The 14,548-nt window shown below is 73.9% G+C and carries 12 protein-coding genes; 2 read left to right on the top strand and 10 right to left on the bottom strand.

Going from position 1 to position 14,548, the window contains the following annotated elements; translation table 11 throughout:
• Positions 1-219: 219 nt before the first annotated feature.
• The 6 genes from coaD to J2S66_RS22685 form a co-directional block, all read right to left on the bottom strand.
• A complete protein-coding gene (coaD, locus tag J2S66_RS22660; RefSeq protein ID WP_306747462.1) occupies positions 220-702 on the bottom strand; it encodes a pantetheine-phosphate adenylyltransferase in 483 nt (160 codons plus the stop codon).
• 54 nt (positions 703-756) lie between these two features.
• Entirely contained in the window at positions 757-1,323 is a 567-nt protein-coding gene (rsmD, locus tag J2S66_RS22665) for a 16S rRNA (guanine(966)-N(2))-methyltransferase RsmD (RefSeq protein ID WP_310309250.1), read from the bottom strand.
• A gap of 4 nt (positions 1,324-1,327) precedes the next feature.
• Positions 1,328-1,915: an SDR family NAD(P)-dependent oxidoreductase gene (locus J2S66_RS22670; RefSeq protein WP_310309251.1), complete on the bottom strand. Its 588-nt coding sequence runs from the start codon at positions 1,913-1,915 to the stop codon at positions 1,328-1,330.
• Positions 1,912-2,991: an MBL fold metallo-hydrolase gene (locus tag J2S66_RS22675; protein ID WP_310309252.1), complete on the bottom strand. Its 1,080-nt coding sequence runs from the start codon at positions 2,989-2,991 to the stop codon at positions 1,912-1,914. The genes J2S66_RS22670 and J2S66_RS22675 overlap by 4 nt, the downstream gene beginning before the upstream one ends.
• A 13-nt stretch (positions 2,992-3,004) precedes the next feature.
• Positions 3,005-3,538 (bottom strand): hypothetical protein, encoded by a 534-nt coding sequence (locus J2S66_RS22680; RefSeq protein WP_310309254.1) that lies wholly within the window; start codon positions 3,536-3,538, stop codon positions 3,005-3,007.
• A gap of 63 nt (positions 3,539-3,601) precedes the next feature.
• A complete protein-coding gene (locus J2S66_RS22685) occupies positions 3,602-6,979 on the bottom strand; it encodes a pyruvate carboxylase (RefSeq protein ID WP_310309255.1) in 3,378 nt (1,125 codons plus the stop codon).
• A 426-nt stretch (positions 6,980-7,405) separates the two neighbouring features.
• On the opposite strand from J2S66_RS22685, the gene J2S66_RS22690 reads away from it, so the two are divergent.
• Positions 7,406-8,599, top strand: a complete 1,194-nt coding sequence (locus tag J2S66_RS22690) for a coiled-coil domain-containing protein (RefSeq protein ID WP_310309256.1) — start codon at positions 7,406-7,408, stop codon at positions 8,597-8,599.
• Positions 8,600-8,638: 39 nt separating this feature from the next.
• Here J2S66_RS22690 and J2S66_RS22695 read toward each other — a convergent pair whose 3' ends face one another.
• Genes J2S66_RS22695 through fakA form a run of 3 tightly spaced genes read right to left on the bottom strand, consistent with a single transcriptional unit; the run spans position 8,639 to position 13,361 of the window.
• Positions 8,639-9,448, bottom strand: a complete 810-nt coding sequence (locus J2S66_RS22695; protein ID WP_310309257.1) for a hypothetical protein — start codon at positions 9,446-9,448, stop codon at positions 8,639-8,641.
• Between the two features lie 24 nt (positions 9,449-9,472).
• The gene (gene recG, locus J2S66_RS22700) at positions 9,473-11,650 is read right to left on the bottom strand and encodes an ATP-dependent DNA helicase RecG (protein WP_310309258.1); all 2,178 of its coding nucleotides are present in this window, start codon (positions 11,648-11,650) and stop codon (positions 9,473-9,475) included.
• 37 nt (positions 11,651-11,687) lie between these two features.
• A complete protein-coding gene (gene fakA, locus J2S66_RS22705) occupies positions 11,688-13,361 on the bottom strand; it encodes a fatty acid kinase ATP-binding subunit FakA (protein ID WP_310309259.1) in 1,674 nt (557 codons plus the stop codon).
• A 147-nt stretch (positions 13,362-13,508) separates the two neighbouring features.
• Between fakA and rpmB the strand changes: the two genes are divergently transcribed.
• Positions 13,509-13,700 carry a 50S ribosomal protein L28 gene (rpmB, locus tag J2S66_RS22710; RefSeq protein ID WP_306747451.1) on the top strand — a complete coding sequence of 64 codons (192 nt, stop codon included), beginning with the start codon at positions 13,509-13,511 and terminating at the stop codon, positions 13,698-13,700.
• Between the two features lie 160 nt (positions 13,701-13,860).
• On the opposite strand, the gene J2S66_RS22715 is transcribed toward rpmB, so the two are convergent.
• Entirely contained in the window at positions 13,861-14,457 is a 597-nt protein-coding gene (locus J2S66_RS22715) for an RICIN domain-containing protein (protein WP_310309260.1), read from the bottom strand.
• Between the last annotated feature and the right edge of the window lie 91 nt (positions 14,458-14,548).

The raw sequence follows: 14,548 nt of genomic DNA on the forward strand, positions 1-14,548 counted from the left end.
CCACCGGGACGGGCCCGGACGGCGGTCCGGCGGCGGAGGTGCGGCTCCGGGCTCGCGCCGCCGGTACGCCGCCTGGGCGAAGGCCGCCGCGGGGCCGGGGCGGAACGGCGGCGGAACGGCGGCGCCGTCACGGCGCGCGATGTGATCCCGCTCATGCCGACGAAGGGTAACCACCCAGGGTGATGACGGGCGCCCCTCGACCTAGCCCAGGGTTACCGGTCAGCGGCTCTCGGCGAGCCGGGCGAGCAGCCGCTCCTTGATCGTCGGCGGCAGCAGGCTGGACACGTCGCCGCCGTAGGTCGCCACGTCCTTCACCAGGGAGCTGGCCAGGAAGCTGTAGATCGGGTTGGTCGGCATGAACAGCGTGTCGACGCCGGTGAGCTGGTGGTTCATCTGCGCCATCTGCAACTCGTAGTCGTAGTCGCTGACCGCCCGGAGGCCCTTCACGATGGCCTTGATGTCGTTCTCCAGGCAGTAGTCGACCAGCAGGCCGTGCCAGGCGTCGACGCGGACGTTGGGCCACTGGGCGGTGACCTCGCGCAGCATCTCGGTGCGCTCCTCGACCGAGAAGAGCGTCTTCTTGTTCTTGTTGATGAGCACGGCGACGACGACCTCGTCGAAGAGCTTCGCCGCTCTGCCGATGATGTCCAGGTGTCCGTTGGTGGCCGGGTCGTAGGAGCCGGGGCACACGGCACGCGTCATGGTTTCGGACGGTAGCACCCGATCGGACGCGTCCAGTCCGGTGCGTGGTCCGCATCACCCGGTGGCGGACACCTGTTCTGCCCAGTGCAGCGCGGTGTCGCCGTATCGCTTGCCGCGCAAGGATTCCACGCCGGCCGGCCACACCGGCTCGGGGTCGCGCGCGGCCCGTTCGACGACGAGCAGCGTGCCCGGCCTGGTCCACCCGGCGGTGACCAGGGCTTCCAGCAGCCGGTTGAGCTGTTCGGCGGTCACCGCGTAGGGCGGATCGGCGAACACGACGTCGCACGCCTCGTCGGGCGCGGTCGCGGCGACGGCCTCGGCGGTGCGGTTGAGGACCGTCGCGCCGGGCAGGCCGAGCGCGCGGGCGTTGCCCCTCAGCACTTCGGCAGCCCGCTTGTCGGACTCCACGAACACGGCCCTGGCCGCGCCCCGGGACAGGGCCTCGAAGCCGAGCGCCCCGGAACCGGCGTAGAGGTCGAGCACGGTCGCGCCGTCGAGGTCGAGCAGCGTCTCCAGCGAGCTGAACATGGCCTCGCGGACGCGGTCGGAGGTGGGGCGCGTGCCGCGCGGCGGCACCTGGAGGCGGCGGCCACCGGCGACGCCCGCGACGATCCTGGTCACGCGCTCATCGTCCCAGGTGCGCGCCGCCGTTGACGGCGACCACCTGCCCGGTGACGTGCCCGGCCTCCGGCGAGGTGAGGAAGGCCACGGTGGCGGCCACGTCGGCGGGCGTGCCCGCGCGGCCGTTGGCGGTCTGCGCGACGAGGTCCGCGCGGCGCTGGTCGCCCATGGCGCCGCCGAAGAACTCCGTCCCGTCGACGAAGCCGGGCGACACGACGTTGGCCGTGATGCCGCGGTCGCCGAGGCGGAACGCCAACTCGGCCGTCCACGCCTCGACCGCGGCCTTGGCCGCGCCGTAGCTGCCGCCACCGCGGCGGCCCGCGATCGAGCCGATGGTGACCACGCGCGCCTGGTCGTTGAGCCGGGGCTGCAGGGCGGTGGTGACGAGGACCGCCGTGACGACGTTCAGCTCGTAGTCGGCCGGCCACCGTCGCTCGAGGTCGGCGCCGTCGGCGAGCCCGCCCGCGTTGTTCACCAGCACGTCGGCGCGGCGGCCGGTGACCACCACGTCGAGCCCGCGCCGCACCAGTTCCTCCGCGACGGCCCGGCCGATGCCGGTGCCGCCGCCCGTGACCACCGCCGTCCTCGTCACGCGAGCGCCTGCCACCAGCCGTCGACCGCGGGGGGTCGGGAGACGTCGACCCTCTCGCCCGGCCGCGGCACGGCGAGCGGGACCTCCTGGGCCTTGGCCTCGCGCCACACCCGGTCCACGGGCTCGGACCAGTCGTGCAGGGCCAGGTTGAAGGTGGCCCAGTGCACCGGGATCAGCAGCCCGCCGCGCACGTCGCGGTGCGCGGCCACGCCCTCCTCGGGCGTCATGTGGATGTCCGGCCAGCCCGGCCCGTACGCGCCGATCTGCACCAGGGCCGCGTCGAACGGCCCGTGCTCCTCGCCGATCCTCCGGTAGCCGTCGAAGTAGCCCGTGTCACCGCTGTAGTAGACGCGGTGCTCGGGGCCCTTGACCACCCACGACGCCCACAGCGTGTTGTCCCGCTCGAAGCCGCGGCCGGAGAAGTGCTGCGCGGCGGTGGCGACCAGCGTGATGCCCGCGACCTCGTGCGACTCGTCCCAGTCCAGCTCGACGATCCGGTGCTCGGGCACGTCCCAGCGGCGCAGGTGCGCGCCGATGCCCAGCGGCACCACGAACACCGCGTCCTGGCCCTCGGTCAGCGCCCGCACGGTCGGCAGGTCGAGGTGGTCGTAGTGGTCGTGCGAGATGACGACCGCGTCGACCCGCCCGACCTCGTCGAGCCGGTGCGGCACCGGGTGCAGGCGCTTGGGGCCGACCACCGGCGACGGCGAGCAGCGGTCGCTCCACACCGGGTCGACCAGGACGCGGGCGCCGTCGATCTCGATCAGCGTGGAGGCGTGGCCGTACCAGGTGATGTGCAGGCCGTCCGGCGTGCCGGGGACCGGCGGCACGAGCGGTACCTCGCCGTCCGGGTGGCGCCGCTGACCGCCGAAGAGCATCTCCCGCAGCGTCCCGCCGGCGTCGGAGGGCGGCATGGTGCGGGTCTGCCTGGCGTTGCGGAACTTCCCGTCGCGGAACTGCGGCGAGTTGCGGACCCGGTCGCCGCCGGGCTTGCCGCCCAGCGCGACCGGGACGTCCCGGGCAGCCCAGGCCACCGCTCCCGCGACCAGTCCCAGCGCGAGTCCGACCTTCTTCATCGCCACCGCCCCCTCACAGCTCGTCCGCCACCACAACCGTGCGGTGCCCGAGCCGGGCCGACAACTCGGCGACGAACCCGGGGCGCAGCGGTGGCCAGTTCCAGAAGGTGAAGGCCACGGCACCGAAGCCCCACTGCGGTACCCAACGCCACCCGTTCGGATCAAGTTCCCGGGCGCACGCCGGGCACGGCCGCGTCCCCGGTTCGCCGCGCAGCCACTCGTCGAACGAGTCGGCGACCCGCTCCAGGCCGACGTCCGCGCCGCAGTGCGGGCAGAGGACGCCCGGGTCACCCCTGGTGTAGTGGACGGCGCGGCCGACGACGACCTGGAGGCCGTTCCACGCCGGCACCGCCTGGTCCGCGTCCGGCGGGGGCGCGGCGAGGGTCCGTTCCGGGCCGGGCGCGTGACCGGGACCACCGGCGCAGCTGGTGACGCCGGCCACGACGACGCCCCGTTCGACGAGCCACGCGGTCACCGCGGCGGCGAGGTCGGCGGCCTCGGCGTCGGTCGCCTCGACGTCCACGACCGTCTGGTACCCGTTCTGCATCAGGCAGGTCTACACGCACCGGGGCGGGGGCACCGCACCGGTGCCCCCGCCCCGATCCCGCGGTCAGTCCAGGACGATCAGCAGGTCGCCGCCCTCCACCTGCTGCACGCCGCGCACCGCGAGCCGCTTCACGCGGCCGGCCCTCGGCGCGGTGATCGCGGCCTCCATCTTCATCGCCTCGATGGTCGCCACGGTCTGCCCGGCCTCGACCTGGTCGTCCTCGTCCACGCTCGGCGTGACGACGCCCGCGAACGGCGCGGCGACGTGGTCGGGGTTGGCCCGGTCGGCCTTCTCGGCCACCGGGACCTCGGCGGCGACCGACCGGTCGCGCACCTGGATCGGCCGCAGCTGGCCGTTGAGCACCGCCATCACCGTGCGGACGCCGCGCTCGTCGGCCTCGCCGATGGCCTCCAGGCCGATCAGCAGCCGCACGCCCGGCTCCAGGTCGACCGAGTACTCCTCCCCCGGCTTGAGGCCGTAGAAGAAGTCCTTGCTGCTCAGCACGCTGGTGTCGCCGTAGGCGTCCCGGTGCGCCAGGAACTCCTTGGTGGGCGCCGGGAACAGCAGCCGGTTGAGCGTGGCACGCCGGTCGCCCTCCAGGCCCTTCTCGTCGTCCTCGGTCAGGTCCGCCACGCCCTTGGGCGCCGGGCGGCCCTGGAGGGCCTTGGAGCGGAACGGCTCGGGCCAGCCGCCGGGCGGGTCGCCCAGCTCGCCGTGCAGGAACCCGATCACCGAGCCCGGGATGTCGTACCTGCCCGGGTCGGCCTCGAACTCCTCCGGCTTCACGCCCGCGCCCACCAGGTGCAGCGCGAGGTCGCCGACGACCTTCGAGGACGGGGTCACCTTCACCAGCCGGCCGAGCATCCGGTCGGCCGCGGCGTACATCGCCTCGATCTCCTCGAACTTCTGCCCGAGGCCGAGCGCGACCGCCTGGGTGCGCAGGTTCGACAGCTGCCCGCCGGGGATCTCGTGCGTGTAGACGCGGCCCGTGGGGCCGGGGATGCCCGACTCGAACGGCGCGTAGACCTTGCGCACCGCCTCCCAGTAGGGCTCCAGGTCGCACACCGCCCGCAGGTCCAGGCCCGTGGCGCGCTCGGTGTAGTCGGTGGCCGCCACGATCGCCGACAGCGGCGGCTGCGACGTCGTGCCCGCCATCGAGGCGACGGCGCCGTCCACCGCGTCCACCCCGGACTGGATCGCCGCCAGGTAGGTGGCCAGCTGGCCGCCCGCCGTGTCGTGGGTGTGCAGGTGCACGGGCAGGTCGAACTCCTTGCGCAGCGCCGTGATCAGGCGCGCGGCGGCCGGCGGGCGCAGCAGGCCCGCCATGTCCTTCACCGCGAGCACGTGCGCGCCCGCGCCCACGATCTGCTCGGCGAGCTTGAGGTAGTAGTCGAGCGTGTAGAGCCGCTCCGCCGGGTCGGACAGGTCCGAGGTGTAGCAGAGGGCGACCTCGGCGACCGCCGTGCCGGTCTCCCGGACCGCCTCGATGGCCGGGCGCATCTGCTCGACGTCGTTGAGGGCGTCGAAGATGCGGAAGACGTCGATGCCGGTCTTGGTCGCCTCCTCGACGAAAGCGCTGGTCACCGCTTCGGGGTAGGGCGTGTAGCCCACCGTGTTGCGGCCGCGCAGCAGCATCTGGAGGGTGATGTTGGGCACCGCCTCGCGCAGCGCCGCCAACCGCTCCCACGGGTCCTCGGCGAGGAACCGCAGCGCCACGTCGTACGTCGCGCCGCCCCACGCCTCCAGGGAGAGCAGCTGCGGCGCCATCCGCGCGACGTGCGGCGCGACGGCCAGCAGGTCCTTGGTGCGCACGCGGGTGGCCAGCAGCGACTGGTGCGCGTCGCGGAACGTGGTGTCGGTGACGCCGAGCGCCTTCGACTCCCGCATCCAGCGGGCGAAGCCCTCCGGGCCCAGCTCCACCAGCTTCTGCTTCGACCCGGCGGGCGGTTCCGCGGTGAGGTCCGCGGCCGGCAGCTTCACGCGCGGGTCCACGGCGGGCGGGCGCGGGCCGTTCGGCTTGTTCACCGTCACGTCGGCCAGGTAGGTCAGCAGGCGCGTGCCGCGGTCGGCCGGGACGCGCGCGGTGAGCAGCCGGGGGCGCTTCTCGATGAACGAGGTGGTGACGCGGCCCTCGTAGAAGTCCGGGTCGTCCAGCACCGCCTGGAGGAACGGGATGTTCGTGGACACGCCGCGGATGCGGAACTCGGCGACCGCGCGGCGGGCCCGCGCCACGGCGGCGGAGAACGTGCGACCGCGGCAGGTGAGCTTGACCAGCATCGAGTCGAAGTGCGCGCCGATGGCCGTGCCGGCGCCGGTCGTGCCGCCGTCGAGGCGGATGCCCGAGCCGCCCGGCGAGCGGTAGGCGCTGATCATGCCCGTGTCGGGGCGGAACCCGTTGGCCGGGTCCTCGGTGGTGATGCGGCACTGGAGGGCCGCGCCGCGCAGCTGCACGGTCTCCTGGCTGAGCCCCAGGTCCTCCAGGGACTCGCCGCTCGCGATCCGCATCTGCGACTGCACGAGGTCGACGTCGGTGACCTCCTCGGTCACCGTGTGCTCGACCTGGATGCGGGGGTTCATCTCGATGAAGACGTAGTTGCCGTGCGGGTCGAGCAGGAACTCGACCGTGCCCGCGTTGCGGTAGCCGATGTGCCGGGCGAACTTGACCGCGTCGTCGCAGATGCGCTGCCGCAGCTCCGGGGCCAGGTTCGGCGCGGGCGCGATCTCGATGACCTTCTGGTGGCGGCGCTGCACCGAGCAGTCGCGCTCGAACAGGTGCATCACGTTGCCCTCGCCGTCGGCGAGGATCTGCACCTCGATGTGCCGCGGCTCGACCACGGCCTGCTCCAGGAACACCGTCGGGTCGCCGAAGGCCGATTCGGCCTCGCGGGACGCCGCCTCCAGGGACTCGCGCAGCGCGCCCTCGTCCTCCACCCGCCGCATGCCGCGACCGCCGCCGCCGGCGACCGCCTTCACGAAGACGGGGAAGGTGATGCCCTCGGCGGCGGCCAGCAGCTCGTCGATGTCGCTGGACGGCGCGCTGGACTTCAGCACGGGGAGGCCGGCCTCGCGGGCCGCGGCGATCGCGCGGGCCTTGTTGCCGGTCAGCTCCAGCACGTCGGCGGGCGGGCCGACGAACGTGATGCCCGCCGCGGCGCACGCCTTGGCCAGCTCGGGGTTCTCGGACAGGAAGCCGTAGCCGGGGTAGACGGCGTCGGCGCCGGCCTTGCGCGCCGCCCTGATGACCTCGTCCACGGACAGGTAGGCGCGGACGGGGTGGCCCGGCTCACCGATCTCGTAGGACTCGTCGGCCTTCAGCCGGTGCAGGGAGTTGCGGTCCTCGTGGGGGAAGACCGCGACCGTGCCCGCGCCCAGTTCGTAGGCGGCGCGAAAGGCGCGGATCGCGATCTCGCCGCGGTTGGCGACAAGAACCTTGCGGAACATGCGGCGTTCCCTCCCGGTTGCTCGACGTGGATCAAGGCAGGGGTGAATCAAGGCACGCTACCGCGCGCTTCCCGCCCTTCGGGAGTTCCATCTCACGTGACGGACGTCATCGTGATCGGTCACTCATCCGGTCAAGGGTGGCCGCGACCTGGGACCATGCCCCTGGATTCTCCCCTGGGACGCACTCCGGCGCAGCTCTCCGTTTTGTCGAACACGCGTTCGACACACGGGCGTCACGCTCCGTTCACCGCACACTCAGGATCACTGACCCGTTACGGTGCGTTCGCTGCATCGGGTGATTGCGGTCAGCGACTTCTCGGTAGGGTTGAGGTCATGGCCGGGGCTGAAGGGACTGGGCAGCCTGCTGCCCGCACCCATTTCGACGTCGTTCTCCGCGGGTACAACCAGCGTCAGGTGAACGAGCGCGTGACGCGTCTCGAGTACGACCTGAAGAACTCCAACAGAGCGCGTGAGGCGGCCTCGACCCAGGTCGCGGAGCTGTCCAAGCTGCTCGGCTCGACCCGTGCCGAGCTGGACAAGGTCAAGGGCCAGCTGAGCAACCTCGCCAACAGCCCGGTCAACGCCTCCAACGTCACCGAGCGCGTCCGCGTGATGATGACGCTCGCCGAGGAGGAGATCGCCGACGTCCGCAAGGCCGCCCTCGACCAGGCCAACGCGACGCGCGCCGAGGCCGAGCGCGCCGCCGCCGAGGGCCGGGCGGCGCACCAGCGGGCGATGACCGACCTGGAGGAGCGCCGCCGCCAGCTGGAGGCGGCCCACCAGCAGCGGACCGCCGAGCTGGAGCGCCAGTACGAGGAGCGCCGCGCCGAGCTGGAGAAGTCGCTGGAGGAGCTGCGCGCCAAGCTCACCCGCGAGCACGAGGCGCTGGTGGCCGAGGCGAAGTCGGAGCGCGAGCGGCTGACCGCGGACTTCGAGGGCCGGACCGCGGAGCTGGCGGCCAAGCGCGCCGAGCTGGAGCAGAAGTACAAGGGCCACCACGACGAGCTGGACAAGGAGTACGACGAGCTGCGCACCACGCTCCGCAAGGAGCACGAGGTGCACGTCGTCGAGGCGAAGGCCGAGGCCGCGAAGCTGCTCGAAGCGGCCCGCGCGGACACCGCCGCGCTGCGCGCCGAGTCGGCGCGGCAGATCGCCGAGCTGGAGTCCGAGGCCCTGGCCAAGGCCGAGAAGGCCATCGCCGACGCCGACGCCCGCGCCGAGAGGACGATCACCGAGGCGGACGCCCACGCCGACCGCCGCGTCACCGCCGCCGACCGCAAGCTCGCCGAGCTGCACAGCGTGCACCGGGCGGTGACCGAGCAGTTCGGCGCGGCGCAGGAGGCCATCACCCGGGCGATGGCCAGCCTCTCGCCGCTGGACGCCGAGGCCCTGGCGGACGACGAGGCCGAGAGGGCCGCGGCAGCCGGGTCCGAGCCGGCCGAGACGAAGGCGACCGGGGTCGAGGCCGCCGAGGCCGGGACCGCCGCACCGGAAACCGATACCCCGAAGGCCGACGCACCGGAGACGGCCCCGACGGCCGCCGAGCCCGAGGTGGACCCGTCCGAGCAGCCCACGACCCAGCTCCCGGTGCCGAAGGCGGCGCCCCGCAAGGGCAGGTGACCCCGGGTCGGCCCGACTGCCGGCTACCCCGACTGCCGGCTACCCCGGCAGCCGGTCGGCGGGCACGACCTCGGCCTGGTCCGGCACCGCGATGTCCACCGGCCCGCCCCAGTCGCGGAACCGGGTGGTGGACCGCTTGACCACCTCGCCGTCCAGCTCGAAGCGGTACTCGGCCTTGAGCGGCGCGCCGGTGCCGTCCACCCACACCGAGGCGGCGATGGCCACGCCGTACTCGGCGAGCTGGGTGTGCTGGAGCTGGATGTCCCGGTCCTCGACGACCTTCGCCATCGTGAGCGGGTCGACGACCAGGTCGTGGCGGGTCACCGGCACGCCGTCGAGCTGCTCGGCCGCCGTGCCGACGACCAGCGCGGCCCTGGGTTCCACGTAGTCCAGCTCGGCGCCCACCGTGGCGCTCGGCCCGAACCCGCGCATCAGCGCGTCCAGCGAGCCGCTGTTCTCCGCCGTGTAGTAGCCCCACTTCTTGCCCTCGGGCATGGGCGCGCCCGCGACCTGCACGTACGTCCCGGCGGGCACGACCACGAGGGACGTCCTATTCGCGGGCCGACCACCGGTCGCGACGTCCATCACCATCGACGCGCTCACCCCGCCGGGCGAGTGCCGGACCGACCCGTCGACCACGTTGCGGACCTCGGTGGCCTGCCCGTCGGAGGCGAAGCCCTCGGTGTGGAACGTGGCGGTGGACAGCTCGGCGCGGCGCTGCTCGATGCGCTCGGCGAGCACCGCCAGGTCACTCCGGGGCGGCGCGCTCGACGGGGCCGGGTCGCCGCCCGGACCGGACGAGCAGGCGACCAGCGCCAGCGGGATCAGGACGAACGGGAAACGGCGCACGATCCACCCTAACCGGACCGGCGCTCAGGCCTTCTCCAGGTACTCGGCGCGCTCCTCGTCCAGCAGGCCCGCCACCAACCCGGCCAGGCCGGGGTGGTCCGCCAGGTCCGGGTCGGCCTCCACGACCTCCTGCGCCACCACCCGCGCGTCGGCGATCACGTCCTCGTCGCGCAGCAGCGACAGCATCTTCAGCCCCGAGCGCGTGCCCGACTGGGCCGCGCCCAGGACGTCGCCCTCCCGGCGCAGCTCCAGGTCCAGCTGCGCCAGCTCGAAGCCGTCCAGCGTGGACTCGACGGCCCGCAGCCGCTCCATGGTCGACGTGCCGCCGGGCATCTCGGTCACCAGCAGGCACAGCCCCGGCGCGCTCCCCCGGCCGACGCGCCCGCGCAGCTGGTGCAGCTGGCTCACCCCGAACCGGTCGGCGTCCATGATCACCATGACGGTGGCGTTGGGCACGTTCACGCCCACCTCGACCACCGTCGTCGCCACGAGCACCTGCACCTCGTTGGCGGCGAACGCCCGCATCACGGCGTCCTTGTCGTCCGGCGCCATCCGCCCGTGCAGGATGTCGACCCGCAACCCGCGCAGCGGCCCCGCGGCCAACCGGTTCGCCACGTCCACCACCGCCAGCGGCGGGCGGCGGTCCGAGCCGTCCTCCTTCGGCGGCGCCTCGCCGTCCTCGTTCTCCCCGTCGCCGATGCGCGGGCACACCACGTACACCTGGTGCCCCTTGCGCACCTCCTCGTGGATGCGCTGCCACGCCCGGTCGAGCCACTGCGGCTTCTCCGCGATCGGCACCACGGACGTCGAGATCGGCGACCGCCCCTGCGGGAGCTCGCGCAGCGCGGACACCTCCAGGTCGCCGTAGACCGTCATGGCCACCGTGCGCGGGATCGGCGTCGCCGTCATCACCAGCACGTGCGGCGCCGACCCGCCCGCGCGCCCGCTCAGCGCGGCCCGCTGCTCCACGCCGAACCGGTGCTGCTCGTCCACGACGACCAGCCCGAGGTCGTGGAACTCCACCTTGTCCTGGATCAGCGCGTGCGTGCCGACCACGATCCCGGCCTCACCGGTCACGATCTCCAGCATCGCCTTCTTCCGCGCCGCCGCCCCCATCGACCCGGTCAGCAGGGTGACGCGCGTCGCGTGCTCCGCTCCCCCCAGCTCACCGGCCCGCGCGAGGTCCCCCAGCTGCTCCCGCAGCGACCGCGCGTGCTGCGCGGCCAGCACCTCGGTGGGCGCCAGCATCGCGGCCTGCCGCCCGGCGTCGACGACCTGGAGCATCGCCCGCAGGGCGACCATCGTCTTGCCGCTGCCGACCTCCCCCTGGAGCAGCCGGTTCATCGGCACGTCGCGCGCCAGGTCCGCCGCGATCTGCTCGCCGACCTCGCGCTGGCCGGCCGTCAGCTCGAACGGCAGGCGTGCGTCGAAGGCGTCGCGCACCAGGCCGTCGCGGGGCGGGCACGCGGGGGCCGGCCGGGCGGTCGAGGACCGGCGGCGCTGGGCCAGGGTGAGCTGGACGGCCATCGCCTCGTCCCACTTGAGGCGCTGCTGGGCCACGGTGATGGCGGCCCAGCCGTCGGGGCGGTGGATGTCGCGCAGGGCCTTCTCCAGCGGCACGAGGTCGCGGGCCCGGCGCAGGTCCTCCGGCAGCGGGTCCTCGGTCACGCCGTCCCACAGGGCGAGGACCTGTTCCACGCAGTTGGAGACGTTCCACGACTGGATGCCCTGCGCCGCCGGGTAGACCGGGATGAACGCGCCCGCGAACTTCGCCGCGTCGCCGTCGAACCCGTCGAGGACCTGGTAGTCGGGGTGGGCGAGCTGGAGCTTGCCGTTGAACAGACCGACCTTGCCCGCGAACATCGCCTCGCGGTTGGGCAGCAGCTCCCGCTCGACCTTGCGCGAGCCGCGCCCGAAGAACACCAGGTGCAGGTCGCTGGTGCCGTCGGTGATGACGGCCTCCAGCAGTTCGCCGCTGCGCGACTTCATCCGCCGCTGCCGCGCGCTCTTGACCCGCGCCTGCACGGTGACGTGCTCGCCCAGCTCCAGCCCGGCGATCTCGGTGAGCTTGCCGCGCTCGTCGTAGCGGCGCGGGTAGTGGCGCAGCAGGTCGCCGACCGTGCGCAGGCCCAGGCCGGACTCCAGCGCGTCGGCGCTCTTCTTGCCGAGCACCGACACCAGCTTCTCGTCGAAGGTCGTCATCAGCGGCCCATCCAACTACTCGACACCGACAAAACCGCTACTCGACGCCGACGACGACGAGGGCGTCCGCCTGTCCGCCCTGGTAGGCGGCAAGCTCCACTTCGGGGTGGGTCACCCGCAGGTGATCCTCCAGCACCAGCTCCAGGCCGTCCGGGGCACCCCGGCCGAGCAGCACGGTGACCAGCTCGCCGCCGCTGGCGAGCATCCGGTCGACCAGGCGGCACGCGAGGTCGCCCACGTCCTCGCCGCCGGGCGCGATGAGCACCACCTCGCCGTCGAGCATGCCGAGCAGGTCGCCCGGCTCGCAGCGGCCGACCCAGGTGATGGCCTCCCGCCCGGACACCGCGACCTCGCCGCGCCGGGTGGCGGCGGCGGCCTCGGCCATGGCGACCACGTCGTCGCCGGCGCGCCGGGTCGGCGAGTGCACGGCGAGCGCGGCCAGCGCCTGCACGGGCGAGAACGTCGGCACCACCACCACGTCCTGCCCGGCGGCGACGGCCTGCGCGACGGCCTCGTCGAGCGGTTCGCGCCACGCCGGGTCGCCGGGCAGCACGGTCACCTGCCGCGCGCGCGTGCCGACGATCACGGCGAGCAGGTCGGCGGCGGTGACCCCGTCGCCGGGTTCGAGCACCGCGGCGCCCTCGGAGCGGAACAGCTCGGCCGCGCCGGGCCCGTCGACCAGCACGACGATCGCCCGGTCGCGCACGAAGCGGGGCGCGGCGGCGGCGATCTGGTCGGCGAACCGGGAGACGGTGATGCGGTGCGGGCGGCCGACGGCGATACCCGCCTCGATCGCCGCGCCGACGTCGTTGCAGTGCACGTGCACGGTCCACAGGCCGGCCCCGTCGCCGACGACGGACACGCAGTCGCCGAGCGCGCCCAGGGAGACCTTCAGCAGTTCGGCGTCGGGGTCGCCGTCGAGCAGGTACATGACCTCGTACTCGTACTCGGCGGACCCGGCCTCGCGGGCGGTGGTGAGCGCGTCGCGCGGCACGGTGGCCGGGACCGCCCCCACGGGATTCGGCCCCGTGGGATTCGGCCCCGCGGGATTCGGCCCCGTGGGATTCAGGACGGCGGGATTCGGGACGGTGGGCTCCGGGACGCGGCCGGTGACGACGTCCGCCAGGGCGTCCAGGAGCACGACGAGGCCCCGCCCGCCCGCGTCGACGACCCCGGCGCGGGCCAGCACGGCCAGTTGACGGGGTGTGTCGGCGAGCGCGACGGCGCCCGCGCCGGCGGCGGCGGTGACCACCTCGCCCAGGTCGTCGGAGCCGCAGTCGCGGGCCGCCTCGGCGGCGGCGTGCAGGACGGTCAGCACCGTGCCCGGCACGGGCGCGGACACGGCGGCGGTGGCGAGTACGTCGGCGCGCAGCAACGCCCTCCGCAGCGACGAGCCGCCGGCTGTCGACGCGCCCTGGGCGGCCTCGGCGAGGCCCCTGAGCACCTGGGACAGGATGACGCCGGAGTTGCCGCGCGCCCCGGCCAGCGCGCCGCGGGCGAGGGCGGCGAGGGCCGTGCCGACGTTCTCGTCGGCGGGGGTGCGGAGCAGGTCGTCCAGCGCCGAGCGCATGGTCTGGAGCAGGTTGGTGCCGGTGTCGCCGTCGGGCACCGGGAACACGTTGATGCGGTCGATGTCCTCCCGGTTCGCGTCCAGGGACCGCACACAGGCGTCCGCCCACTGGCGCACCGCGACCGCATCGAGAGCCCGCATGGCCGCCCAGGGTATTCGACCCGGTTTGGAGGGGGTGCGGCCGACCGGTTACCCTGTCCAGGTTGCCATGCCCGGCTGAGGCTTGTGCACGCTTGCGCGCCCGCCGGGGCGTGAGTACCCCCAGAAGAATCTGAAGGAGTGGCTGACGTGGCTGCCGTGTGCGACGTCTGTGGCAAGGGGCCGGGCTTCGGCCATTCTGTCTCGCACTCCCACCGGAAGACGAACCGCCGGTGGAACCCGAACATCCAGACCGTGCGCGCGAAGGTGTCCTCTTCGCAGCGCCAGCGGCTCAACGTGTGCACCTCGTGCCTGAAGGCGGGCAAGGTGGTGCGCGGCTGACGCCGTGCCCTGACGTGCAGTGGAAAGGCCCCCGGGGTTGTCGCCCCGGGGGCCTTTCGCTGTCCGCGCGGCCGGTCGGGCGCGGGTCCGGGGTGCCAGGTGGACGGACCCGCTGTGCCCTGGTGGCGGAACCCGGGCGGCGCGCGGAGGTCGGTGGCGGTCAGTGGTCGTCGGCCGCCCAGACGTGCTCCGGGTGCGGGTCCGGGGTGGCGGGCGCGAGGACGGCGGTCGTCGGGCGGTCCCCGTCGTAGCCGACGCCGAGCACGAGGTGGCGGTTCGCGCCGTGGGCGAGGGTCCAGCCGCCGTCGCCGCTCGGGCGCAGGGCCCAGCGCTGGTCGGCGGCGCCGTCGCACGCCCGCAGCCCGACCCGCGCGCCCGGTCGCACGTCGGTGGCCGGCCCGGTGAGGCATCGGCCGGTGGCGGTGTTGCGGACCCGGACGCCCTCGGTGGTCTGGTCGACGTCCCAGGTGTCGGCGTCCGACCCCCGGGAGGTGAGCACGATCGCGTCGCCCCTGGCGGCCAGCCGGGTGCCGGTCGACGGGTTCGCGAGCCGCGTGGTGTCCGGCTCGGCGCCGGCCCGGCCGGGCTGGTGACCGGGGGTCGAGACGACGCTGGGCGTCACCACCGGCACCGGGACGGGCCACCCCGCCCGTTCCGGACCGGCCGCGAGGGCGGTGGCGGCGAAAGCGGTGGCGGCGCAGGCCGACGCGGAGAGCGCGACGAGCGCCGCGGACGTGAGCGAGCGTGCGAGCGGCATCGTCGGTCGTCCTTCCCGTCGGTCCTGGGGACCTCGGGGTTGCCCGCCCGGCACGCCCTACGCGGCCGACCACCCGGCCGTGAGCACTTCT

The sequence above is a fragment of the Saccharothrix longispora genome (assembly GCF_031455225.1).
Classification (GTDB): domain Bacteria; phylum Actinomycetota; class Actinomycetes; order Mycobacteriales; family Pseudonocardiaceae; genus Actinosynnema; species Actinosynnema longispora.